Origin of the sequence: Pandoraea apista (genome assembly GCF_001465595.2) — a bacterium.
Lineage (GTDB): Bacteria > Pseudomonadota > Gammaproteobacteria > Burkholderiales > Burkholderiaceae > Pandoraea > Pandoraea apista.
This window is the reverse complement of the sequence record NZ_CP013481.2, coordinates 4095491-4120205: the sequence shown is the minus strand read 5'-3', so window position 1 is coordinate 4120205 and position 24715 is coordinate 4095491. Positions and strand designations below refer to the sequence as shown.

23 protein-coding genes and 1 tRNA gene are annotated in these 24715 nt (G+C 59.0%); 15 read left to right on the top strand and 9 right to left on the bottom strand.

What is annotated here, in order from left to right:
* The first annotated feature begins 76 nt into the window (after positions 1–76).
* Positions 77–2182 (top strand): NAD(+) synthase, encoded by a 2106-nt coding sequence (locus tag AT395_RS18560; RefSeq protein WP_048629984.1) that lies wholly within the window; start codon positions 77–79, stop codon positions 2180–2182.
* 123 nt (positions 2183–2305) lie between these two features.
* Complete coding sequence (locus tag AT395_RS18555) at positions 2306–2644, top strand: P-II family nitrogen regulator (RefSeq protein ID WP_010805431.1); 339 nt, start codon at positions 2306–2308, stop codon at positions 2642–2644.
* A 173-nt stretch (positions 2645–2817) separates the two neighbouring features.
* On the opposite strand, the gene AT395_RS18550 is transcribed toward AT395_RS18555, so the two are convergent.
* From AT395_RS18550 to trxB, 3 genes are all read right to left on the bottom strand, one after another.
* Complete coding sequence (locus AT395_RS18550; protein WP_042118911.1) at positions 2818–3438, bottom strand: trimeric intracellular cation channel family protein; 621 nt, start codon at positions 3436–3438, stop codon at positions 2818–2820.
* A gap of 121 nt (positions 3439–3559) precedes the next feature.
* Entirely contained in the window at positions 3560–4237 is a 678-nt protein-coding gene (locus AT395_RS18545; protein WP_042116938.1) for a Smr/MutS family protein, read from the bottom strand.
* Positions 4238–4335: 98 nt separating this feature from the next.
* Positions 4336–5292, bottom strand: coding sequence for a thioredoxin-disulfide reductase (gene trxB, locus AT395_RS18540; RefSeq protein ID WP_048629951.1), 957 nt, complete (start codon positions 5290–5292; stop codon positions 4336–4338).
* Positions 5293–5707: 415 nt separating this feature from the next.
* On the opposite strand from trxB, the gene AT395_RS18535 reads away from it, so the two are divergent.
* The 5 genes from AT395_RS18535 to AT395_RS18515 all read left to right on the top strand — a co-directional run bounded on the left by AT395_RS18535 (position 5708) and on the right by AT395_RS18515 (position 11877).
* Entirely contained in the window at positions 5708–8029 is a 2322-nt protein-coding gene (locus AT395_RS18535; protein WP_048629983.1) for a DNA translocase FtsK, read from the top strand.
* Positions 8030–8034: 5 nt separating this feature from the next.
* A complete protein-coding gene (gene lolA, locus AT395_RS18530) occupies positions 8035–8685 on the top strand; it encodes an outer membrane lipoprotein chaperone LolA (protein ID WP_042116935.1) in 651 nt (216 codons plus the stop codon).
* Positions 8686–8808: 123 nt separating this feature from the next.
* Positions 8809–10215 carry a replication-associated recombination protein A gene (locus tag AT395_RS18525; RefSeq protein WP_231606177.1) on the top strand — a complete coding sequence of 469 codons (1407 nt, stop codon included), beginning with the start codon at positions 8809–8811 and terminating at the stop codon, positions 10213–10215.
* A gap of 163 nt (positions 10216–10378) precedes the next feature.
* On the top strand, positions 10379–11683 hold the full coding sequence (serS, locus tag AT395_RS18520; RefSeq protein ID WP_042116933.1) for a serine--tRNA ligase: 1305 nt from the start codon (positions 10379–10381) through the stop codon (positions 11681–11683).
* 103 nt (positions 11684–11786) lie between these two features.
* Positions 11787–11877 (top strand) — tRNA-Ser (locus AT395_RS18515).
* A 116-nt stretch (positions 11878–11993) separates the two neighbouring features.
* On the opposite strand, the gene AT395_RS18510 is transcribed toward AT395_RS18515, so the two are convergent.
* Positions 11994–12305: a helix-turn-helix domain-containing protein gene (locus AT395_RS18510; RefSeq protein WP_048629949.1), complete on the bottom strand. Its 312-nt coding sequence runs from the start codon at positions 12303–12305 to the stop codon at positions 11994–11996.
* A 117-nt stretch (positions 12306–12422) separates the two neighbouring features.
* Here AT395_RS18510 and AT395_RS18505 point away from each other — a divergent pair, with 117 nt between their 5' ends.
* Genes AT395_RS18505 through AT395_RS18490 form a run of 4 tightly spaced genes read left to right on the top strand, consistent with a single transcriptional unit; the run spans position 12423 to position 14595 of the window.
* Positions 12423–12815 carry a hypothetical protein gene (locus tag AT395_RS18505; RefSeq protein ID WP_048629948.1) on the top strand — a complete coding sequence of 131 codons (393 nt, stop codon included), beginning with the start codon at positions 12423–12425 and terminating at the stop codon, positions 12813–12815.
* Positions 12812–13480 carry a lysozyme inhibitor LprI family protein gene (locus AT395_RS25705; protein WP_125347935.1) on the top strand — a complete coding sequence of 223 codons (669 nt, stop codon included), beginning with the start codon at positions 12812–12814 and terminating at the stop codon, positions 13478–13480. The genes AT395_RS18505 and AT395_RS25705 overlap by 4 nt, the downstream gene beginning before the upstream one ends.
* A gap of 53 nt (positions 13481–13533) precedes the next feature.
* Positions 13534–14007, top strand: coding sequence for a hypothetical protein (locus tag AT395_RS18495; protein ID WP_048629946.1), 474 nt, complete (start codon positions 13534–13536; stop codon positions 14005–14007).
* A 45-nt stretch (positions 14008–14052) separates the two neighbouring features.
* Positions 14053–14595, top strand: coding sequence for an HD domain-containing protein (locus tag AT395_RS18490; protein WP_048629945.1), 543 nt, complete (start codon positions 14053–14055; stop codon positions 14593–14595).
* Positions 14596–14697: 102 nt separating this feature from the next.
* Here AT395_RS18490 and AT395_RS18485 read toward each other — a convergent pair.
* The 4 genes from AT395_RS18485 to AT395_RS18465 all read right to left on the bottom strand — a co-directional run bounded on the left by AT395_RS18485 (position 14698) and on the right by AT395_RS18465 (position 19894).
* A protein-coding gene (locus AT395_RS18485) for an IS3 family transposase (protein ID WP_125347636.1) occupies positions 14698–15797 on the bottom strand; the annotation gives its coding sequence in 2 pieces (ribosomal slippage) (positions 14698–15536 and positions 15536–15797; 1101 coding nt in all).
* A gap of 24 nt (positions 15798–15821) precedes the next feature.
* Positions 15822–16745, bottom strand: coding sequence for a phage/plasmid replication domain-containing protein (locus tag AT395_RS18475; protein ID WP_072632875.1), 924 nt, complete (start codon positions 16743–16745; stop codon positions 15822–15824).
* A 282-nt stretch (positions 16746–17027) separates the two neighbouring features.
* Positions 17028–17558, bottom strand: a complete 531-nt coding sequence (locus tag AT395_RS25700) for a helix-turn-helix transcriptional regulator (RefSeq protein ID WP_072632874.1) — start codon at positions 17556–17558, stop codon at positions 17028–17030.
* 1292 nt (positions 17559–18850) lie between these two features.
* On the bottom strand, positions 18851–19894 hold the full coding sequence (locus tag AT395_RS18465; RefSeq protein ID WP_048629941.1) for a hypothetical protein: 1044 nt from the start codon (positions 19892–19894) through the stop codon (positions 18851–18853).
* 383 nt (positions 19895–20277) lie between these two features.
* Between AT395_RS18465 and AT395_RS18460 the strand changes: the two genes are divergently transcribed.
* The 3 genes from AT395_RS18460 to AT395_RS18450 are packed head-to-tail and all read left to right on the top strand — an operon-like array spanning position 20278 to position 22587.
* On the top strand, positions 20278–21597 hold the full coding sequence (locus AT395_RS18460; RefSeq protein ID WP_048629940.1) for a cytochrome P450: 1320 nt from the start codon (positions 20278–20280) through the stop codon (positions 21595–21597).
* Positions 21598–21637: 40 nt separating this feature from the next.
* A complete protein-coding gene (locus AT395_RS18455) occupies positions 21638–22246 on the top strand; it encodes a TetR/AcrR family transcriptional regulator (protein ID WP_048629939.1) in 609 nt (202 codons plus the stop codon).
* A 20-nt stretch (positions 22247–22266) separates the two neighbouring features.
* The gene (locus AT395_RS18450) at positions 22267–22587 is read left to right on the top strand and encodes a 2Fe-2S iron-sulfur cluster-binding protein (RefSeq protein WP_048629938.1); all 321 of its coding nucleotides are present in this window, start codon (positions 22267–22269) and stop codon (positions 22585–22587) included.
* A 39-nt stretch (positions 22588–22626) separates the two neighbouring features.
* Here AT395_RS18450 and AT395_RS18445 read toward each other — a convergent pair whose 3' ends face one another.
* Entirely contained in the window at positions 22627–23814 is a 1188-nt protein-coding gene (locus AT395_RS18445) for an amidohydrolase family protein (RefSeq protein WP_039373534.1), read from the bottom strand.
* Between the two features lie 190 nt (positions 23815–24004).
* Between AT395_RS18445 and AT395_RS18440 the strand changes: the two genes are divergently transcribed.
* Positions 24005–24691 carry an SDR family NAD(P)-dependent oxidoreductase gene (locus AT395_RS18440; RefSeq protein WP_048629937.1) on the top strand — a complete coding sequence of 229 codons (687 nt, stop codon included), beginning with the start codon at positions 24005–24007 and terminating at the stop codon, positions 24689–24691.
* The last annotated feature ends 24 nt before the right edge of the window (positions 24692–24715 follow it).

Genomic DNA, 24715 nt, shown 5'->3' with positions numbered 1-24715 from the left:
GCCGGGCGGGCGCCAGCCCTCGGGGGCATCGCCTGCCGACGCCACGGCACATGGGCGATGCATGGTAGCCGCCGACATGACCAACCGATTTCTCAATCTCTATAACCACGATTTCGCGCGTGTAGCCGTCGGGGTGCCGCAGTGCCGCGTGGCCGACCCCGTCTACAACGCCGCACAGACCATCGCGCTTGCCAGGCAAGCCGATGCCGCGGGGGCGGTACTCGTCGCCTTCCCCGAACTGGGCATTCCGGCCTATAGCTGCGAAGACCTGTTCCAGCAGCGCGCCCTGCTCGACGCCTGCAACGTGGCGCTGGCCGACATCGTGGCGGCAAGCCGCGAGTTGGGGGCTGCGCTGATTGTGGGCATGCCGGTGCGCGTGCAGCAGCGCCTGTTCAACTGCGCCGTGGTCGTGGCGCGCGGACGCATTCATGGCGTCGTTCCCAAGACATACCTGCCGAACTACAGCGAGTTCTACGAGGCGCGGCAGTTCAATGCTGCCGACGACGCTGGCGTCGATACCGTGACCTTGCTTGGCGACGATGTACCGTTCGGCTCGCTCATCTTCGAAGCCGTCGACCAGCCGCTGCTGCGCTTTCACTGCGAGATCTGCGAAGACGTCTGGGTGCCGGTGCCGCCGTCGTCGTTTGCGGCGCTGGCCGGTGCGACCGTCCTCGTCAATCTATCGGCGTCGAACGTAGTGGTGGGCAAGTCGGCGTATCGTCATCAACTGGTCGGTCAACAGTCGGCACGATGCCTCGCGGCGTACCTATACACGTCGGCCGGGCAAGGCGAATCGACGACTGACCTCGCATGGGATGGACAGGCACTCATCTATGAGAACGGCGACATGCTGGCCGAGTCGGCGCGCTTTGCCAGCGAGTCGCATCTGATTTATGCGGACGTCGATCTGGAGCGTCTGGCGCGCGAGCGCATGCATCAGACGACCTTTGGCGTTTCGGTGCGCCGCCATGCCGACGAGGTGGCGCGCTTTCGCACAATCAAGGTCGATGTGGCCCTGCCGCGCGACGCAGCGTTGCCGCTTGCGCGCAATGTCGAACGGTTCCCGTATGTGCCTTCGGACCCGCGCCGGCGCGACGAGCGTTGCCACGAGGTCTACAACATTCAGGTGCAGGCGCTGATGCAGCGTCTGGCGTCGTCGAAGATTCAGAAGGTTGTGATCGGTGTGTCCGGCGGTCTCGACTCCACGCATGCGTTGCTCGTGTGCGCGAAGGTCATGGATCGTCTCGGTTTGCCGCGCATCAACATTCTGGCGTACACCATGCCGGGCTTCGCTACGAGCGAGCGTACGTTGCGTCAGGCGCGCGAGTTGATGGACGCGGTCGGGTGCACGGCGCGGGAGATCGACATTCGCCCGAGTTGCATGCAGATGCTGAAAGACCTCGATCACCCGTTCGCGAAGGGCGAAGAAGTCTACGACGTCACGTTCGAGAACGTGCAGGCGGGCGAGCGTACCAATCATCTGTTCCGTCTGGCGAATCACCTGGGCGCGATCGTCATCGGCACGGGCGACCTCAGCGAGTTGGCGCTGGGCTGGTGCACGTACGGCGTGGGCGACCATATGTCTCACTACAACGTGAACGCCAGTGTGCCCAAGACACTCATCATGCACCTCGTGCGATGGGTGGCCGAGACCGGGCAGCTGGGTGGCGCCGCATCGTCGAAGGCTTCTCCGGTCAAAGGGGGGCGGGACGCCGGGGCGCGCCGCAACGTCCTCATCGATATTCTCGAAACGGAGATCAGCCCGGAACTGGTGCCCGGCAAGGCCAATGGCGCGCCCGAGCAGCGCACCGAGCATTTCATCGGGCCGTACGCGTTGCAGGACTTCAATCTCTATTACACGTTGCGTTTCGGTTACGCCCCGCGCAAGGTGGCGTTTCTCTCGTGGAGTGCCTGGCACGATGCGTCGGCGGGCCGCTGGCCCGACGAAGGGCACCTCGCCCGCAACGAGTACGATCTGGTCGCGATCAAACGCAACCTGCGGATTTTCCTGGACCGATTCTTCCGCACGAGTCAGTTCAAGCGGTCGTGTATTCCGAACGCGCCGAAGGTCGGCACGGGCGGCTCGCTTTCGCCGCGCGGCGACTGGCGTGCACCCAGCGATTCGGAGTCGGTGGTGTGGCTCGCAGATCTGGACACGGTGCCGGACGACCCCCACGCCTGAGCGAAATCGGGCGGAGGCTGCCGGGAACGGGGCGCTGCGGACTGTCATCGGCGTGCCGTTGCCGGCCCGGTACAATAGCCCGGCGAATTTTCAGAACAAACCAACCAAGATATCGAGGCGACAATGAAACGCGTAACTGCCATCATCAAACCCTTCAAGCTCGACGAAGTCCGTGAAGCGCTGGCCGAAGTCGGCGTGACCGGCCTGACCGTCACGGAAGTGAAGGGCTTCGGCCGTCAGAAAGGGCACACCGAGTTGTATCGTGGCGCCGAGTATGTCGTCGACTTTCTGCCGAAGATCAAGATCGAAGTCGTGGTGAGCGCGGCACAGGCCGAGCAGGTCATCGACGCAGTGCTGGGTGCGGCGCGCACCGGCAAGATCGGCGACGGCAAGATCTTCGTGACCGACGTTGAGCGCGTGATTCGTATCCGTACGGGCGAAGAGGGCGAGCAGGCGGTCTGAGGCCGGTTCGGGCGGCGCTGCCGAGCGTGGCGGCGGGCGGGCGAAGGCTCGAATGATCGAAGGGTCAAAGTACTGACGAGGGCGGCGGCTGCGTAAGCAGCGTCGCCCTTCGACGTTTACCGATGCTCATCGATGCATTTATCGATGCACATGCCGAGGCACTTATCGTGGCGTCAGGTTTTGAGCCGTACGTCGAAGGCGACGGTGATCAGGCGTACGAAAATGACGGAGAATGCGCTGATCGACAAGGTGTAGACGGGATCGAGGTCGGCGTAGGTCAGGGCGATGTAGATCCAGCCGCCGATGAAAGCACACACCGCATAGGGGCGCGTATCTCGCAACACGAGGGGCACTTCATTGCAGAGGATGTCGCGCATGACTCCGCCGCCCACACCAGTGATCACGCCCATCATCACTGACATGAACGCCGACATATCGGTCTGCAACGCCAGCGACGTGCCGGACGCGCTGAAGAACCCCAGACCGATCGCATCCGTAATGAGCAGCACGCGCTCCGTGGCCACGCGCGAGACGAGCCGTAACACGCCGGACGTCGATAGCGAGAGTATGAGAATGATGACCGTGTACCACTGGTGCTGTACCCAGTAGAAGGGGCGGTGGTCGAGCAGCACGTCGCGTAGCGTGCCGCCGCCAAAGGCGGTGGCGAAGGCCAGCACGAACGCGCCGACCGGGTCGAGGTGCTGCTTGCGGGCTTCGGCGAAACCTGAGATCGCGCACGACAATACGGCAATGGCCTCCATGACGGCCAGTATCGTATGCAGTTGGGCGCTCATCTCGTGAATCATCGGCGAATCCTGTCAGTGAAACGTCGTGATCTGCGGGAGAACTGGCGGTATCAGGACGCGCAGGCCGAGACGATATCGCGATGCTATGTGCCGCCCCGGGCAAGGGGAACTACCGGCGCGTCGCCTTCGTCTGCGCAGCCTGGAGCAATACTACCAGCGCGCCACCCCCGCCGTCGCGTCCTTGTGCTTGCGCCCATGCCAGCACTTCGTTCTTCTGGGCCAGCCAGCCGCGCACTTTGTCCTTGAGCACCGGTTCGCGATTCACCGAGCCGAGGCCTTTGCCATGAATCACGCGCACGCAGCGCAGACCGCGCTTCACGGCGTCGTGCAGGAAGGCGGAGAGGGCTTCGCGCGCTTCGTCGCGACGCATGCCGTGCAGGTCGATCTGCGCCTGCACGACCCATTCCCCGCGTTGGAGTTTTAGCACGGCGTCGTGGCTGATCCCGGGGCGGCGATACGACAATCGATCGTCGGTGTCGAGCAGCGCTTCGGGATCGAATTCATCCGACAGCGATTCGAACAGGACAGCCGCTTCGTCTTCCTGAGTCTGACGCGCGACAGGCTCGGGCGGCTGGCGCGGATGCTCCACGCGATTGGTCGCGCCCTTGTGGGACAACGGAGCGATGTCGCCGACGCTATCGCGGAACACGTTCGCATCGCGCTTGGCTTGCGCGGCACGTTTGGCGGCGGCGAGGCGTTCGGCTTCGCGGGCTGCCGTTTCCCTGGCGAGCGTGTCACGCAGGCTGGCGAGGTCGCCGAGGCTGAGTTTGGGGGGCTTCTTGCTCATGGTCGTGCGAACAAGGACGTTGGAGGGGCAGACGACAACGGCGCCGCCGCTGCATGAAAACTCACACAGCGAGGGCGCCGCAGCCGGGCGCTCAGCGATTACTGATCGAGATTTTCGAGGTAACGCTGGGCATCGAGCGCGGCCATGCAACCGGTGCCGGCGCTGGTAATGGCCTGACGGTAGACGTGGTCTTGCACGTCGCCCGCGGCAAATACGCCCGGCACGCTGGTGGCCGTGGCGTTGCCGTTCAGGCCGCTGTGCGTGACGATATAGCCGTTCTTCATCTCGAGCTGGCCGTCGAAGATATCGGTGTTCGGCTTGTGGCCGATGGCGATGAACACGCCATGCAGTGCGATGTCTTCGTGCGCGCCCGTCTTCACGTTCTTGATGCGCACGCCGGTCACGCCCGAATTGTCGCCGGTCACTTCGTCGAGCACGGTGTCGTATTTGAGTTCCACCACGCCTTGCTTGGCCTTCTCCAGCAGGCGGTCGATCAGGATCGGCTCGGCGCGGAATTTGTCGCGTCGGTGGATCACCGTGACCTTGCTGGCGATATTGGAGAGGTAGAGCGCTTCTTCGACGGCCGTGTTACCGCCGCCGACCACGCAGACTTCCTTGCCCTTGTAGAAAAAGCCGTCGCAGGTGGCGCAGGCGGACACGCCGCGGCCGGAGAACGCTTCTTCCGAGGGCAAGCCAAGGTATTGTGCCGAGGCGCCGGTGGCAATGATCAGGGCGTCGGCCGTGTATTCGCCGGAGTCGCCGATCAGACGCAACGGGCGCTCGTTCAGATGCACCGTATGAATGTGATCGAAGATGATCTCGGTGTTGAAATGCTCGGCGTGAGCCTGCATACGGGCCATCAACTCGGGGCCTTGCACACCGGTCGGGTCGCCGGGCCAGTTCTCGACGTCCGTGGTGGTCATCAACTGACCGCCCTGGGCGATACCCGTGATCAGCACGGGCTTGAGGTTGGCGCGCGCGGCATAGACGGCGGCGCTGTAGCCGGCGGGGCCGGAACCGAGAATCAGGACTTTGGCATGCTTGGCAACGGACATGGACGGACTCACCGGAAAGGGGGATGGGGGCTGGCGCCAGGCCCGCACCGCGTAAGAGCAGCAGGGGGCGAATGGCGCAAACCGACATTATAAGGGGCCGACGTCGTTTCGTTGATCGAGCCTTGCAATCGACGCGATAGCCTCCGGGCCGTGCGGTCCTCCGGGGGCTGAGCGTCGATAGATAAAGATCTCGACAGCGGGAAGTCTCCTATATTTGGGGGCAGATGCGCCGGATGCAAGGCGCCGGCTCGCCGGTGGCGGACCGGCTGCGTGTTGCCAGACGACCCTGAACGGGGCCATGAGGCCTGACGTTACTGCTTGTCACCTTTTCGTGCATTGAGCAATGTAATAGTTGTTTACAATGGAGCCTGCTGCGCGGCAGGCCGCCCGTCTGCCCGCCCAACCGTATGGCTTGATGACGACGAAATCTTCCTACTCTGCTGGTGCCGGATCGTCGTTGCCCAACCGGGTGACGCACCTTTTCCATGAAATCCGCTGGATGGCGCAGGTCGCGCTGATGGTGTTCCTGTTGATGGCGTTGTTCTCATACAGCCGTCTGGACCCCAGCTGGACGCATGCGGCGCACGTGGAGCGCATCGCCAACTGGGCGGGGCGCGTCGGCGCTTGGGTGGCCGACATGCTGCTGCTCATGCTCGGTCTGTCCGCCTACTGGCTGGTGGTCTTTATCGGCCGTCGCGTGATTTCGGGCTACCGCCGTATCTCGGCCAAGCGCGAAGCGCCCCCGCTGCGCGAGCGTCTCGCCAGCGGCGGCTGGGTGGAGATCGTCTCGTCCCTGATGGTGCTGCTCTCGAGCGCCGGTATCGAATCCCTGCGTCTTTACCGTCTCAAGGCCCAATTGCCGCGAGCCTCGGGCGGCGTGATCGGTGAGACCGTTGGTGGTTTCTTCCAGCATGCGCTCGGCTTTACGGGCGGCACGCTGGCGTTGCTGCTCATCTTTGCCTTCGGGCTGTCGCTGCTGTTCCATTTCTCGTGGCTGTCCGCCGCCGAAAAGCTCGGCGCGCTGATTCTCGATACCGGCACCGTGATCCGCCGCCGCCGTGAGGCGCGCCGGGACCGGCGGCTGGGTGAAGAGGCGGCCATCGCGCGTGAGGGCGCGGTGGTGCAGAACCGGGTGCGCACGGAAGTTCACGAGCCTGTGCAGATCGTGCCGCCGGTCAAGGTCGTGCCCAAGAGCGAGCGTGTGGAGAAGGAAAAGCAGGCGCCGCTCTTCGCCGATCTGCCTGACTCCATTCTTCCGCCGTTGGCGCTGCTCGATCCGGCACCGCCGGTGCAGGAGACAGTTTCGGGAGAAACGCTCGAGTTCACGTCGCGCCTCATTGAGAAGAAGCTCAAGGACTTCGGCGTCGAAGTGAATGTCGTGGCGGCGTATCCCGGGCCTGTCATTACCCGATATGAGATCGAACCGGCAACGGGCGTGAAGGGCAGTCAGATCGTCAATCTGGCGAAGGATCTGGCGCGCTCGCTCTCGCTGGTGTCGATTCGTGTGGTCGAGACCATCCCGGGCAAGAATTTCATGGGGTTGGAGTTGCCGAATCCGCGCCGTCAGACCGTGCGTCTGACCGAGATTCTGGGTTCGGAGGTCTACAACGATTCTTCGTCGTTGCTGACGCTGGCGCTGGGTAAGGACATCGGCGGCAAGCCGGTCGTGGCCGATCTGGCGAAGATGCCGCACTTGCTGGTGGCCGGTACCACCGGCTCGGGTAAGTCGGTCGGGATCAACGCCATGATTCTGTCGCTGCTCTACAAGGCGACGGCCGAGCAGGTCCGGCTGATCCTGATCGATCCGAAGATGCTCGAAATGAGCATGTACGAGGGCATTCAGCATCTGCTGTGTCCGGTGGTGACCGATATGCGTCAGGCCGGCCATGCGTTGAACTGGGTGGTGGCCGAGATGGAGCGCCGCTACAAGCTGATGAGCAAGCTCGGTGTGCGCAATCTTGCCGGGTACAACAACAAGATCGACGACGCTGCGAAGCGCGAAGAGCACATTCCGAATCCGTTCTCGCTCACGCCCGAGGCGCCGGAGCCGTTGCAGCGTCTGCCGTACATCGTGGTCGTGATCGACGAGTTGGCCGACCTGATGATGGTGGTCGGCAAGAAGGTCGAAGAATTGATCGCGCGTATCGCGCAGAAGGCGCGTGCGGCGGGGATTCACTTGATTCTGGCCACGCAGCGTCCGTCGGTCGACGTCATTACGGGGCTGATCAAGGCGAACGTGCCGACGCGTGTGGCGTTTCAGGTGTCGTCGAAGATCGACTCGCGCACCATTCTCGATCAGCAAGGTGCGGAAACGTTGCTGGGCATGGGCGACATGCTCTACATGCCGCCGGGCACCGGGCTGCCGTTGCGTGTTCACGGCGCGTTCGTGGCCGATGACGAAGTGCATCGCGTGGTCGAGCGGCTCAGGGAGCAGGGCGAAGCCAACTACGTCGAAGGGTTGCTGGACGGCGCTGTCGAAGGTGAGGACGGCGGCGTGGACGGCGCCGCCGGTGGAACTGGCGAGGGCGGAGGCGAGTCCGATCCTCTGTACGATCAGGCGGTGGCGGTGGTGCTCAAGCAGCGCCGTGCGTCGATCTCGCTGGTACAGCGGCATTTGCGCATCGGCTACAACCGGGCGGCGCGCCTGCTCGAACAGATGGAACAATCCGGCGTGGTGTCGGCAATGGCGAGTAATGGCAACCGGGAAATTCTGGTGCCGAATCGCGAAGGAGAATAAGGAACATGCTGGGATTCAAGCGAGGCTTGCCGCTGATCGCGGGGGCCGTTGGCGTAACGCTGGCGGCGCTGGTTGCGCCGGCGTATGCAAGCGGCACGGCGCAGCTCAAGGCATTTGCGGCGCAGGTGAAGTCGGCGCGGGGCGAGTTCGAGCAAAAGCAGGTCAAGGGGCAGCAGGACGGTGCCATGAAGGTGACGAACTCGGCGTCGGGGACGTTCGAATTCTCGCGCCCGGGCCGCTTCATCTGGCGTTACGTCAAGCCTTACGACCAGTTGTTGCAGGCCGATGGCGAAACGCTCTATATCTACGACAAGGATCTGAATCAGGTGACCGAGCGTAAGCTGGGCACCTCGCTGGGCGCGAGTCCTGCGGCGATTCTGTTCGGCAGCAACGACATCGAGAAGAATTTCACGCTCAAGGATGCCGGCGTGAAGAACGGTATCGACTGGGTAGAGTTGAAGCCGAAGTCGCAGGATACGCAATTCCAGCGCGTGGGCATTGGCTTTCGCGATGGCAATCTGGCGGCGATGGAACTCTACGATGCGTTCGGCAATGTCACGTTGCTGACGTTCGACAAGATTCAGAAGAATCCGCCCATGTCGGCGGACCACTTCAAGTTCACGATGCCCAAGGGGGCCGACCTGATCAAGGGTTGAGCGTGACTTGTCCCCAATGCCTTGAATGCGCTTTGCTCACGGCCCTGCCGGCGGGCTGGCATAATGGGGCCATCTGATTATCCGAATGCGGCCGGGGACTCCCCGGCCGCGCTGCTTGAGAACATGCCAGACGACACCCCGCTGTCGGCTTCGGTGCCTTTGGCCGAGCGCCTGCGCCCCCATACCATCGACGACGTAATTGGCCAGCGCCACTTGCTGGGCAAGGGGAAACCTTTGCGTGTGGCGTTTGAGGCCGGACGTCCGCACTCGATGATTCTGTGGGGGCCGCCGGGCGTGGGCAAGACGACGCTGGCGCGCCTGATGGCAGACGCCTTCAAGGCGTACTTCATTGCATTGTCCGCCGTGCTTTCGGGCGTGAAGGACATTCGCGATGCTGTCGAGGCGGCACAGATTCAGCGCGCGCAAGGAAAGCAGACGCTGGTGTTTGTTGACGAAGTGCACCGCTTCAACAAGGCACAGCAGGACGCTTTCTTGCCGCACGTCGAGTCGGGGTTATTCATTTTCGTTGGCGCGACGACGGAAAATCCGTCGTTCGAGGTGAACGGGGCATTGCTCTCGCGCGCGGCCGTTTATGTGCTCAAGAGCCTGAACGACGAAGAGCTTGGCGAGATGATCACGCGGGCGTCGCGCGAACTGAACGATATCGGTTTCACCGACGAGGCACGACAAGGTCTGATCGACTCGGCGGATGGCGACGGCCGCAAACTGCTCAACAATGTGGAAATCGTCGCGCAGGCGGCAACGTCGCAAGGTCTGGATACGATCGACGACGCGTTGCTTGCCAGTGTACTTGCCGAGAATCTGCGACGCTTCGACAAGGGCGGCGATGCGTTTTACGACCAGATCAGTGCGCTTCACAAGTCGGTGCGCGGCAGCTCGCCGGACGGTGCGCTGTACTGGTTTTGCCGCATGCTCGATGGCGGTGCCGATCCGCGGTATCTGGCGCGCCGGATTGTCCGGATGGCGTGGGAGGATATTGGCCTCGCCGACCCGCGCGCGGCACGTATCGCACTCGACGCGGCTGAGACCTACGAGCGTCTCGGAACTCCCGAGGGGGAACTGGCACTTGCGCAGGCTATTTTGTATCTCGCGTCGGCGCCGAAGTCGAACGCGGGTTACAACGCTTACAACCAGGCGCGGGCTTTCGTCGGCAAGGACAAGTCACGGGCAGTGCCGATTCATTTGCGCAATGCACCGACGAAGCTGATGAAGGAACTCGGCTACGGCCACGAGTATCGCTATGCACACGACGAGCCCGATGCTTACGCGGCGGGCGAGACGTATTTCCCCGACGATTTGCGGGCTCAGCATTGGTACCGTCCGGTGCCGCGGGGTCTGGAGGGCAAGATTGGGGAAAAGCTGAGTTGGCTGAAATCGCTCGACGCCGAGTGGCGGCGGGCAAATGCCAAGGGGCGTAAGCCCGATGCGTCGATGAAGCCGTCCGGGGCGAGCGCCACGTCTTCCGGCAGGAATCCGCCGGCTGAGCCTTCCGACGACGAGGCGACCTGACGCCGACGTCGCGGACATCGCAAACGCGCCAAATGACGAAAACGCGGTGCGCGTTTGGTAAAATCCCTGCTTTGATGCTGCATCCGGTGCCATGAGGGCGCGGGGCGGCCAGAACGAATTCCATGGCCCAAGACCGTGGGCCACTAACGACAGACATCCCACCATGCTCGACATTCAACTTCTTCGCAAGGATCTCGACGGCGTGGCCGCGCGACTCAAGACGCGTGGCTATACGCTGGACGTAGCGACGTTTGCTGCGCTCGAGGCCGAGCGCAAGCAGATCCAGACGCAAACCGAGGAGTTGCAGGCACGCCGTAATGCGCTCTCGAAACAGGTCGGCATGAAGAAGGGCAAGGGCGAGGATGCCTCGGCCGAGATTGCCGAAGTTGGCAGCATTGCCGACACGCTCAAGGCGTCGGAAGTGCGGCTGGGCGAAGTTCAGGCGCGTTTGTCGGACCTCATGTTGGGGGTGCCGAATCTGCCGCACGAGAGTGTGCCTGTCGGCTCGGACGAGACGCAGAACGTGGAGGTGCGCCGCTGGGGCACGCCGCGTGAGTTTGATTTCCCGGTGCGCGATCACGTCGATCTTGGCGCGGCGTTGGGGTTGGACTTCGATGCGGCGGCTAAGCTGGCCGGTGCGCGATTCTCGGTCATGAAGGGGGGCATTGCGCGACTGCACCGTGCGTTGGCGCAGTTCATGATCGACACGCACACGTCGGAGCACGGCTATACGGAAATGTATGTGCCGTACATCGTGAACGCGGACTCGATGCGCGGCACCGGTCAGCTTCCCAAGTTCGAGGACGACTTGTTCAAGGTGCCGCGCAAGGTGGGCGGTGACGATGGCGAGCGTGTCGAGAACTTCTATCTGATCCCGACGGCGGAAGTGTCGCTTACGAACCTGGTGCGTGACGAGCTGCTGGCGGCCGACGCCGTGCCAATGCACTTGGTGGCGCACACGCCGTGCTTCCGTTCGGAGGCGGGCAGCTACGGCAAGGACACGCGCGGCATGATTCGTCAGCATCAGTTCGACAAGGTTGAGCTGGTGCATGTGGTGCGTCCGGAGGCGTCGTACGACACGCTGGAGACGCTGGTGGGGCATGCGGAGGCGATTTTGCAGAAGCTGAAGCTGCCGTACCGGACGTTGGTGCTGTGCACGGGCGACATGGGCTTCGGCAGCGCGAAGACTTACGATATGGAAGTGTGGATTCCGGCGCAGAACACGTATCGCGAGATCTCGTCGTGTTCGAACATGGAGAGCTTCCAGGCGCGCCGGATGCAAGCCCGCTTCCGTAATGCGCAGGGCAAGCCGGAGTTGGTGCATACGCTGAACGGTTCGGGATTGGCGGTGGGACGCGCACTCGTTGCCGTGCTTGAAAATTATCAGAACGCCGATGGATCGGTGACGATCCCCGACGTGCTGCGGCCGTACATGGGCGGCATCGAGCGTCTTGAGCCGGCTGCGTAAAAAATTTAGTAAAAAGGGGTTGGCAGCGGAAGAAATTCGGCTATAATCTCTTTCTCGCTGCTTGAGGCCACTCAGGCAGCGAACCAAAGCAGAAAGAACGCTTGGAGAGGTGGCAGAGTGGTCGAATGCGCCGGACTCGAAATCCGGTATACGGTTATACCGTATCGTGGGTTCGAATCCCACCCTCTCCGCCAAGCAAACAATTAAGCCCTTGAAATTCAAGGGCTTTTTTGTTTTGTGCGTCAGTGACTTACAAAATGACTATCAAGGCGCTGACCACCTTACCCCACCGAATTCGTGTACTCCACGATCATTTGTCAGTGCGGATCATCTCCAGAGCTTGGGAAAGGATGTGATCCTTGTCTTCGTCACGCAGCCGATGATAAGCGACCAGCAATTTCGCTTCTGAGTCGTCAGCCGAGAAAAAATAAGTGACCGGAAGATTCAAGTTGGCGGCAATGCGCTCGACCATCGAATAGTCAGGGGCGTGCTTGCCGCGCTCATACTGATTCATGCGGGCGCTGGCGGACATTTCGTCAATGCCGGCGAGTACCCCGAGCTTCTCCTGCGATAGACCTGCGGCCTTCCTCGCTTCCTTCAAGCGTTTCGCGAATACGGACATGTTCTTCCCCGAAAGGAAAACATGCTGGGCGTTGACGATATTTGCTACACTAAGAATTCCTTAGTATTTGGTGGGCCAGCAAAACGCGGTCCGCTCGTCTCTAGCCCAGGAATACCAATGAAAAATCAAAAAAGTAATCGCAACCGCGTTTTGTTCAGTTTCTTTTTCTGTGTATTGGCAGTGTCCCATGCTCAGGCGCAAAGCCTGCCTCCGGCGTGCCAACAGTACTTTCGGACGATTGATATTTGTGGCGCCGATCTCGTGCGTCTTACCGAACTCCGCGAGCCGGGCAGTGTCGGCGAACTGAAGAAATCGCTCGACATGAAGCCGTCAATCGCCATCTTGAAGAAGGGGGTCAGCGAAGGGCATGCGCAGAAGGTTGCTGAATATTGCGCTACGTCCGACGCCCGGGATCGTTTCATGGCCACTATCAATAACATCGTCGGGCCGCTCTCGATGTTGGGTGGGATGAGTCAACGTTGTTACGACGCGGTCGCGGCTATCCGATGAAGATCTTCAATTCGAGGTGCCAGGTCGCGATTCGGTGCGCAGCGGCGTTGCTCATATCGATAAATTTTGACTCCGTCTCGGCGCAGGCGGCACAACCTTCGTTCGACTGCCGCAAAGCGTCGAGTTCGGTGGAGCGGTCCATTTGCGCGAGCCCTTCGCTTGCCGAATCGGATAGCCAGCTTGCACAGGCATTCGCGGCGGCGACGAGTCGGACGGTCGACAAGGCAGGACTTCGAAAGGATCAAAACAAGTGGCGCGTCACGGTTCGCGACAAGTGTGGTAGCGACGAATGCATCGCCGACGCCTATGTCACCCGAACACGCGCACTTCGTGTAAGTGCCGCGAACGGTCTGGTGCTCACACTTCCTCGTACTGGAGACGCGTCACTTCCCGCGAAGACGTCGGCATTTTCGGGCGCAGTTCTATACGGAACGCTCGTTTTTGATCATGACCCCGCAGGCGGCTTTACCGCACTCCAAGTCGGCGATCGGCAATACAAGCTTCGATACGTTTGGGATGTACCCGAGCCTATTCGCGTACAAATCCAACGTCTCGAAGACAGCGCCCAGATGGTCTCCGTTGTCGGTGACCTCGTCGTTTGGCCTGACGGTACAAAGGAATTCGACAACCGTTCGAGGACCATCGTACTTATTCCTCAGAAATGAACTGCAGCAGTACCTATTGAGGGTGAATGTCGCGCCCGCATTGGAGAAAAAGTATGAATGTCCTGATGAAAAAGAATGAGACCGTGGTCCCAGTGAAGGTCGGCGTGGCCTGGTCTTTTTGGTTCGGCCTGGCGTTTCCAATTGTCGCGATAGTCGCTTATGTGAGGCGCCGTCTGTACATTCCAGCATTGATCGTAATTGGATACATCGCGATTCAAACGTTTCTTCGGACCGGTGGTTCGACATGGATGGGGTTGATTGACGTGATACCTGACGAGTCAGCATACCCAAGCAAGGATTTCTACATGGTGTCTTTGCTGCTTTGGTGCGCATACGGTCTCTATGTTGGGCGTTACGCGCTATGGGGCAACAAGATAACTGCACAAACTCTCGCTCGACGCGGATACGTTTGCCCAGTGCCCGAGCATGCCGAGCTCGCCGGAGCAGCATGGTCCATCGAGGACGGGGCGAATGCTGGTATGGGCCATAAGCAACCGCAAACTCAGGGTTCGTCTGATCCTCGATAAGAAATGGGCGGATCCAGTTTGAAGGTGTCCAACTCACGGAGGCGTATGAGTAGTCCTGCGGATCTGCTTAGTGCAATTCAATTTGCGGCTGAGCGACATAGAAACCAGCGTCGGAAGGACGTTGAGTCGTCACCTTATATCAACCATCCGATCGCCGTCGCCAATTTGCTTGCAACGACGGGGGAGGTTAGAGACGTTGCCGTACTACAGGCTGCGGTTCTTCACGACACTATCGAAGATACGCATACGACAGTCGATGAACTGAGATTGTTGTTTGGCCAAGAAGTCGCACAGATTGTTGTCGAGGTAACGGATGACAAATCTCTGCCAAAGCAGCGACGTAAAGACCCTCAAGTGCAGCTTGCACCTGCGAAATCTGATAAGGCAGCGCTTATCAAAATCGCTGACTTTACGTGCAATCTGCGGGATCTAGTGAGCGCTCCTCCACCGCAGTGGTCTACTGAGCGTCGTATGGAGTACTTCGATTGGTCAGCGCGGGTCGTGGCGAAGTTACGGTGTGAGAACGTTTCGCTCTTGCGTGCGTTCAAAATTGTGCATGACGTTGGTGTTGAACTGCATTCTCGGTGAGAGAGGAGAGTGTAGTGATCAACCCATCTCGGATACCGTGTAAATTTTTCTTCTGCGATCGCAGAGGCTATTGACCTCCCCCGGATAACCGAGCACTTTGGCCTAGAGATTTTCAGCTTCAAGGTGGGCAAGTCGGAACTCACCCGGAGTCAAATCGCCTAGCGAACTATGCGGTCTGAAGTCGTTGTAATCCTGTCGCCAGCCTTCGATCTTTTCTCGGGCATCGTCCAGTGACAGAAACCAATGCACGTTTAGGCATTCATCCCGAAAACTGCCGTTAAATGACTCGATGAACGGATTGTCCGTGGGTTTGCAGGGACGGGAGAAGTCCCACGTTACACCATTTTCATACGCCCAGTGATCCAGCGCATGAGAAATAAATTCGCTCCCATTATCGACCTGTATCCGTTTCGGGGTACCTCGCAGCGCTTTTAGATGTCCCATCGTTGCCACCACATCGACTGCCCTCAAGGCGTAATCGACGGTAATCGCCAAGCTCTCCCGACTAAAGTTATCGACCACAGTTAAGGCCCGGATTTTCTGCCCGTTGAACAATTGATCGGCCACGAAATCCGTGCTCCAGCACGCATTCACCGTAGAGATTTCGGGGCGCTCCATACGGTGTGCGGCCGCGACACGACGGCGAGGCCGCTTACGCCTCGGGTTCAGTCCCTCTTCACAGTAGATTCGGTAGGTCTTCTTGTGATTGATCAAGCAGCCTTCGCTGCGCAGTAGAACGTGAATGCGCTCTACGCCGTAGCGTATCCGAGTCTCGGCATTCTCCCGGATGCGCCGGCGCTCGGCACGGTCGTGACGTGGGCTCGGCACATAGAAGTACGTGGCCTGGCGTAGCTGCAATAGTGCTGTCGCACGCCGGATGCTCACCCGATACGCCTGAATCAAAAAATCAGCCAGCTCGCGCTTACGGGCTGGCTTCACAGCTTTTTTTGCACCACTTCCTGAAGCATTTGCTTGTCGAGGCTTAGGTCGGCCACCATGCGCTTGAGTCGGGCGTTCTCCTCTTCGAGTTGCTTTAGGCGCTGCAACTCGGAAACCCGAGGGCCGCCGTACTTCTTCTTCCAGTTGTAGAACGTGGCTTCGGAAATACCCATCTTCCGACACACTTCTGCCACCGTGGTACCCAGTTCGGCCTGCTTCAGCGCAAACGCAATCTGCTCTTCCGTGTATCTCGATTTCTTCATACAAACTTCCCGCCCGTCAGGGCTTCAAATTTGCCAGAAATCTCTACTTCTCGCCGCTACGTTTTTTCGGGGGGAGGTCAGTGTCTGAGGTTTTGGAACTAGGCCGTGCTCGATCATCCATTGCGGCGTCTTTACGATTGTTGCCGAGTTCATCAGGTCAGTAGCGATCGTGGTCGACTTGGCCAGCGTTGGACACGGATTGAGGCCAAGACCAAGATCGCGCAGTTTTCCCTTGTGCCGTCGGGACGTTGACGGCGAACAGAGGTATTCGATTGGAATTCCAGCACTCAGGGCAGCAATCAGTGCTCTGAGCTTGCGTGGAAATGTCGACAACGCATGTTTGTCGGGAATCGTGATCGCGTCGTATATCGGCAGTCGTTGGAAGTATTTGCGGAATATCAAGCGCGCGATCTTCGGCGTCCAGGCCGTGGGTTGGATCAAGCCAAGCTTTTCGAGCTCCGCGGTTCGCAATCTCAGTTCAATTCGCACGGTACCTGTGAATTCTTCGATCAGATTCTTGTTCGGCGACGTTCGCTGTCTGCGATTATGTTTGAGTTCGCACCCCTTGTTGTATAGAAGTATCTCGTAGTCGCGGCCACGACGTGGGCAGATCATGATCGAAGATCCGATGGTTGAGATCGGTATCTTGGTTGAACCAAGTTGAAGGCGAAGATCGCCCAGAAATTGTTCGGCCGCATCGTCCGATTCGAACCTCAGGTTTGCGGCGAGATCTACTCGCGTGATTTTCACGTAGTTGAGCATCGGGTCGTTCGGACGATCTCGAATGCTCAGACCCATATGAATCTTGCAGTGGGTAAGGAATTCACGGACTGCACGCTTAACGCTGGCGCAAGTGCAAACGTTCTGGCCGTACAGGGCACCGAAAGGCGAACCTGAAAACGAGATTTCGGTTAACGATGGGCCACCGTCAGTTCGCGTTCTATACATGACTTGATGATTAGCGGAAGTCGCGGGAACACGAGCGCGATTCGTGCGAATGCTCGCGATTTCGTCTTCGGATTTTACGATCACGCACTTCGTTGCGTCAGTCTGGTATGTAATCTCTGGATTGGTTACCACGAATTCTACGGTGTCAACGTTTAAGGGGAATCCGGTAGGGAATATGCGTCGAACGATGTGCTTTGGAGTGAGGGTAGGTCTTGCCATGGTCAGAATGATATTAATTGGTATGTATTACTGAGAGTCGTTGAAGACGTGTAATCGGGGCACTTACGCGATAAGAACCGTTTGCGAATTCGCAGGTTCGGTCACTGTGATATTTGCGGGGTCCGTCGGATGATTTGACGGCTCGGACGACGCATGTGCGATGACTTCTGCTGACGTGGTTTCTTCGAGAACGGAATTCTCGAAACTTCGGATTGAAGTCCCGAGCGAAATTTTGCTGTGATTGCTGTGATTGCTGTGATTGCTGTGATTGCTGTGATTGCTGTGATTGCAGGGACGTTGCCCGTCACATCGATCTGATGATGACGCATCGCGAATTCGTTTCGGATCGTGCTGGGGATTTGTGGATGTCGAATTCGCTTCGCGGATATTGATTCTTGACTGAACCCAACCCAGAATCTCAGATTCGAGCCACGCCACGATTCGACCTGTCAGCGGAATCGATCGTGGGAATTCACCGATCTTCATCTTTGCGTATATCGATGATCGGGAAAGGCCGGTGATGCGTTCAACATCAGGACGGCGTAGCAACGCGACCTTGGTCAGTTCTTGATGAATTGAAATTTGATTATTCATGGTGTGCTCCAGCAGACAATCGTTGCCTGTTCCGGCATCGGGCGGAGGCCCCGAAGCACAATTTATTTACTGACGACGTCGAAGTTCGACTTCGGAGCCCGGGATGGGCCCCGAAGGCGGCCACGAAACAGGAAAACGGCAATCCAATTCGTCTCGTCAGATGCCCGGCCGTGCAATGATTTGGTGCTGCCCGAATTGATCGCTGGATCGGGGCATGGTCCCGAGATTTGGCGACGTGACGTTACCGCTCACAGTGTTGTTCCTTGCGTACTCAAAGATGATGATGAACGTACGGAAGTTATGGGGCATCGAATTCGGGTTCATGACGTGCACGAGCAACCCGAGCGTTTTTCTGAATCGTCGATGAATTGATCAGCATCGGTATCGGCCGCAGAAGAATACTAAGCACCGTTGCGTGTGTAGACGTTCAATTTGAGCTCGGCGTCCGACTGCCGATCCGAGGATTGCGGGCGCGTTATTTACTAGGGACCAAATTGTTCCGGGACTGGGCCCGATCTTCCGGGATCTGAGATCATGTGAATTGGTGCGACTTCACAGAACAACGATCTGCTGGAACTTCGGCAATTGGTTTGCTGTTGACGCAGCGGCTGCAAACGGTGGCGATCGTCATCGAATTCGGGGCGACCGAAGATTTCGAGTGTGGCTCGACTTTGTGGCAGAACTGGCGACGTCGTTCAGGCACGAATTGGTACGTGCGTGATCGAGTTTGTGCGTGTGATTATTTACTAGCGCCGACGACGTTCGCTATCGTTGCTCGATCTCGAACCCGTTTCGAGCCAATCGAAATGCGACTGGCGCGCGCCCGCAACGTTCGGCGGTCCATCAATGAAGATCAGGCTTCGTCCTGACACGAGTCAGCCAGTTCAGTTTCTGAAATTGGATGTGGGCGGCCTCGAATTGGATGCACCTCCGCAACGGTAAATAGACGCCAAAAATCGGTGACCCGCTTGCCCCCTGCGTAATCGACCTCGAATGCGATGGGGCTACTATTTACTATAGACCAGGCGGTTTCATATTTTTCACTCGGATGAGACGCCGAATCGGCGACACCTATGGATGGCTGTTGGCCGATCGAGTGAAGAACTCGGTCGTGCGGGACCGTTGATTTGAACCGAATGGCGCCCGAGGGTTTGCATGTAAGGCAGTCCCAGATGCAGACCATCTGCGCTGCAATCCTTAACGCTGTCGACACTGAATGGCAAACAGAATATTAGGAATTCTTAATAAGTTACCAGAATCTCCAGATTGCAATAACGCCGCGCCGACCGGCGTCAGCGATCGGGATATGTCAGATTTTTGACGATTTCACCATTTTCATTGAGCGTAACGTCGCGCTGGTCTTTCAGATAGCCGTCTTCATCGAAGACGAACGTCGATGTGCGCTCCTGCATTTTCTTCCCATTGCACATCAGGATCGCCTGCACTTTGTAGTGATTCTGGTCTTGTCCGGCGATCTGGCTATATGTCTCCATACAGCCGTTGCGATTGAGCAGACCGGTGATGACGTCCCGAGTTTCATCGTGGAAGAATGTGAACTTCGTCTGGTCGGGATAGACGATGGATTGCAGGTTGAACTGAGCGCTGTAGGCAAACGTGTATGGCTTGAGCCAGGCGTTGTCGACCTTAATCATCTGGTCGCCGTCAAAGGTAAAGTTGGCCCGAATACCGTTCGGACCTTGAATCTGTTTGAGATGATCGCCGTCGTAGACGAAAATTACCTGCTCGTCGTCTGCTGCCTGAAGCGTAACGACGCGTCCCTGAGGATCGGTCGATACGCGCTTGCCGCCCACTCGCCTGAGTTGCCCGTCCCACCCGTAGAATTGCGCGCCCCCGGGGAAGCGGGGCCGTTGCACGTCGATGCCGAGTTCGTTTACCACGACACGTTGGTAGGTTTCCGGACTCTTGAGAACGATTTGTTCGCCGGTATTTGCCAGTGCCTTAAGCGTGGTGCCGTTGAGTCTGGCCAGCGTTTTCGCGTCTGGCACATAACGCGTGACATCCCCGCACTGAGCGCGCGTTCCGCAGTTTTCAATGGTGATAGCGTCCTTCTCGATGACCGCGCGCGATTCGATGTCGAAGTGCTCGTCCGCCAGCGGGGTGCTGATATGGATGGCGTTGCACCAGCCCGTACCCAGTGAATTCCGGTACGTGTTTCGCGACTTGTATTCATGCACGAGCGAAGTGCCGCGTACCTGCATCGATACGAATTCGTAACGCAGTTCGAGGTTCTGCATGTCGACCGACACGCCGATGGCATGGGCCGATGAAGCGAGACAAAGTGAAGCCGAGGCGAGCAGCTTTTGCAACGATTGCATTCTGCAGTTGCCGTGAATTGGTACCGCTTGCTCGATCAGTAGTGTTGACGTGCCGAGGCAACGTTGATGGCGGTCATGCCGGTTGTTTCCAAATGGGGCCGGGCCGAGTATCGATAGCCAACTCGTCGCCCCGAGCCTTTTCATAACGTTGCCGATAGGCTAGATGACCTTCCGTCCGGATGACCCGATGGGACAGGTCATGTGGCAATTCCCTCTCCCAGAAAACGTCCGACGGGAAAAGCAGGGGGTTTCTCCATCATCGAACAAAATTAAAAAACTGATTGTTAATCGGTTTGTGCTCGCCTATTATTCCGATTGTCCGGTGAGACGAATTTTCATTTCCGTCTCACCGAACTGCCAACATACCTGGAGCGAGACACACGATGAAGATTGGTGACGTTAATCTGGCGGACCCCGATGCCTTTTTCACGGCGGTCCCATACGACTACTTTGCGATGATGCGGCGTGAAGCACCGGTTTCCTGGGTTCCGCGCGTCGGGGATGACGGTTTTTGGTCGATTACGCGTTATGCAGATATTGCGGATGTGGAGAAACGTCCGGAAGTCTTCAGCTCGCGCGCCAATATTCTGCCGCTGCCTATCCCGGAATACACACTGGCGCGGGATATCGATCACAACATCATCCTGTCCGATCCCCCTCGTCATGGCTTTCTTCGACGCGTCATCATGAGCGCATTTACGCAGAAGGCGATTCTGGGCATTAATGAGCGCGTGCGTGTCCTGACCACGCGCATCATCGACTCGGTAATCGAGTCCGGTGAGTGCAACCTTGTCGACGTGGCGGCCTATGTTCCGATCGAGATCGTGGCGGAAATGCTTGGCGTGCCCGAATCGGATCGAGCTCGATTGTTCGCGTGGGCCGATGCAACCGTCGGCAGCGCAGATCCGGACGCCACGCGGCATATCAGCAGCAAGCAAGCCGCCGAAGAGATGTTCGAATACGCTAGCCGCCTGGGGGCCGAGCGTCGGCGCAATCCTCAGGGCGATATCTTCAGCACCATCGCGGCAGCCAAGGAGAACGGCGAGAGGCTGTCGGACGTGGACCTCGGTTGTTTCTTCCTGTTGCTTGCGACCGCGGGCACCGAAACCACGCGCACACAGATATTGCAGGGCTCACTGGCGCTGATCGAACATCCGGATCAGCGCCGCAAGCTTATCGAAGATCGCAGTAAATTGACCAACGCCATCGAGGAAATGCTGCGCTGGAGTACGCCGGCCATGTGTTTCGGACGCAAGGCTTTGGTCGACACCCAGGTGGGCGGACAGGCCATCAAGGCCGGACAGCAGGTCGTGCTCTGGTATTGCTCCGGCAGCCGCGATGAGTCGGTGTTTGCCAATCCGGATGTGTTTGACGTTGATCGGCACAACGCGCGTGAACATCAGGCGTTCGGTGTGCGCGGCAGCATCCACCAATGCCTGGGGTCGATGCTGGCCCGATCTGAACTGGTGGCGGTTTTCGACGCGCTTCTGGAGCGTATGCCAGATATGTCGCTCGCCGGGCCGGTGGTGCGTTTGCGCTCAAACTTCGCCAACGGAATCAAGCAGATGCCTGTTCGCTTCACGCCCGGGATCGTGCTCGGAGACGGCCCGAGCGCGCGCTGGTATGCGGCGGAAAACGAGGGATGTCCTGCGCATTCGTCACCCTCTGCGACGCGGTGTCCCGTGACTTCGCATGGCGAGTGAGGCCGACATGACGCCCCCACACACCAAGGCACGAGAACCCATGAGCGATGAGGGTATCGACATTGAGCCGGTACAGCCGAGTGCTTTCCATCAGCGAGTGATCGACGCGACCCAGGAATGTGTCAACCGTCTTGGGTTGGATCGCACAAAGGTTGACGATATTGCCGAGGTCGCGGGGATCTCCCGCGCCACGCTCTATCGAAGATATGGCAACAAGGATGCGATTCTCGAAGCGTTGATTGGCGAGCAGGTTGGCCCGGCAGCGCAAGCCGCCATTGGCATATTGATGGCCAGGGAAGGGGGCATAGCGCAGCGCATCGAGTTGGCGCTTGTGCGTGGCGTGCTGGAAATGCCTCGTCAGCCCTGGTTAGAGAACGTATTCGAGGCGACATCGCATACCCAAGGGCAAGCGCTTTTTCACGCCACTTATCGACAGCGTATCCGAGCCGTCCTGCACCTGTTGCTCAAGGAACCCGGGATACGTCCCGGTCTCGATCTCGAGGCCACACTTTCTTGGTTTCTCAGGGAGTTGCTGGCGCTACTCGCCATGCGACCGTGCGATGAGGCCACATTACGTCGACATATTCGTTGTTTTATCTTGCCGGTGTTTGTGCCGGATCACGCGTTCGCGAAGACGCTTGTCAACTAGACATATGTGAGGGGAGAACAATGCCGACAATCTATTTTGTCGAACCGGGTGGTGTGACGCATGAGGTGCCCGCTGACGCTGGATATTCGCTGATGCAAGCGGCGGTGAAGGAGATGGTGCCCGGCATTCCGGCGGAATGCGGCGGGTCTTGCAGTTGCGCGACTTGTCATGTGTATGTCGACGACGCGTGGTTTGCGCGCCTGCCGCCACCGTCCGAGGACGAGAAGATGATGTTGGAGGGAACGCTGGAACCTCGACCCACCAGCCGTTTGACCTGTCAGATCATCGTGCACCCGGAGATGGATGGCATGGTCGTCCACGTCCCCGCGAACACCTGGTGATTCGTCGCCGGCCCGCATGAATCGGGCCGGCGACGCTCATTATCGAACGCCCTCGAGCAATTCCTTCAAATTGGTACTCATGACGCGCTGCGTCTGTTCGGCACTCAGGCTCTCGATATCCTTGAAGAAATCGAGCGGATGTGCCAGCCCCTCCGGATGGGGCCAATCACTACCGAAGAGAACGCGCTCCACGCCGATCAGCTCGATCACTTTCTCGACGGGATCTTCATAGAACGGTGCAACGTAGACATGCTGACGGAATGTCTCAACCGGATGCCGGCGGAAGGCCTTCGGCATCTTGTGATACGTCATGTTCAGGCGATGCAGCAGCGGCTCCAGCCAACCGGAACCGTTCTCCAGTGAGGCGACTCGCACATTCGGGAATCGATCGAATACGCCGTGGCAGATCAATGCGCCCAATGAGTCAGCGATCGGACGTCCCATCCAGTCGAGAATTTCGCCAAAGGGGTCCTTTTCGAACGGACGGAACTCGCCTTTCCCGCCCGCCGTCCACCACTGATAGATCTTGTCGTAACCGGAGTCGGATACGTGCATCACGACAAAGATCTTTGCTTCGTTGATGCGTGCCCAGAACGGATCAAACTCCTCAAAGCCCATGGATCGACCGCCCGTGAGCCCGGTGACGGGGGCCGGACGAATGCCCACGACTCGCGCGCCGGCTGCCAGCAGGTAATCCAGTTCCTCGCAGGCGGCATCGACGTTCGACAGATTGATCATCGGCACCGGGAACAGGCGGCCTTGGTGCGCGAATCCACACTCATCGGCAGTCCAGCGATTCACGCTCTGAAGCAGCGCATGAATCACGTCCGGCTTATGCGCCAGGCGTTCTTCGATGATCGACGCCAGCGTCGGGATGAACAGGCCGGCATGAATGCGCTGCTCATCCATCACCTTCAAATGCGCATCGCCACTGTGAAACGCGGCTTGAGAGGGCACCGGTGCGCCCGTGCATTCCCGGAGCGACAAGCCTTCCGGGTTCTGCCCGCGATACCACTTCTCATGTGAGCCCGGCGCCGCCACGACTTCAAAGGTCGGGTTCGGAATGTAGTCCGAGAGCACGCCTGCTACGGCCAGCTTGGTCCGGCCGTTGACCTCTACATACTGAAACTCTTTCTGAAACTTCTTCGGAAGATGGCGCAGAAAGGCCTCGGGGGGCTCGTAGAAATGTCGATCAGCGTCATACACCGGGTAATTCGCGACAGTCATCTTGGTCCTCGCTATACAAAATGGATTGGGTGCGACGAATTCTAATAACTAAATATATGTCAGTTATTGATGGCGGTCAATTGATGGGGGGCGAGCGAAATCGTTGCGGATCTGATGGGGTTGAATGAAAACTAACGATGTGTTAGTTTGTAAAAAGATAACGATCAGGCGAGATGCCAAGGAGATAGCGATGTCCAAAGGAGCGGTCGTGATGGTGACCGGTGCCGCTGGCGCTTTGGGCCGGGCGGTATGCGAGATGTTCCTCGCTCGTGGCGATACGTTGGTGGCGGTGGATCTTGACGCGCAGGCGTTGCAGACGCTCTACGGCGATAACGAACGAGTGCAAACCGTCGCGACCGACCTCACGCGATGGGACGCCACCGATGCCGCGCTCGCTCGATTGCCGGGCGTCTCCGTGCTTTGCAATATCGCAGGCGGTTTTGACATGGGGCCGGCGGTGCACGAAACCGCGGATGCGCTGTGGCAACGGATGATGGCGTTGAATGTGACGACGTTGATTCATGCTTGCCGGGCGGTCGTGCCGGGCATGATCGCTGCCGGAGGAGGAGCGGTCGTCAACGTGGCGGCAGCCTCTGCGTCGAGCGGCAAGGCGTCGATGGGGGCCTATTGCGCCGCCAAGGACGCCGTGGCCCGACTCACCGAATCGATGGCGCTTGAGGTGCGAGAACACGGCGTGCGTGTAAACGCCGTGGCGCCGAGCATCATCGATACCCCTGCCAACCGTGGCGCCATGCCCGACGCAGACCCCACGCGGTGGGTCAGTCCTCGAGACCTTGCCGCGGTGATTGCCTTCCTTGCGTCGGATCAGGCGTGTGCCGTCAACGGTGCGGTTGTGCCGGTGGTCGGCCTGTCATGAATTTTTGGCGGTGCTCGCGGGTAG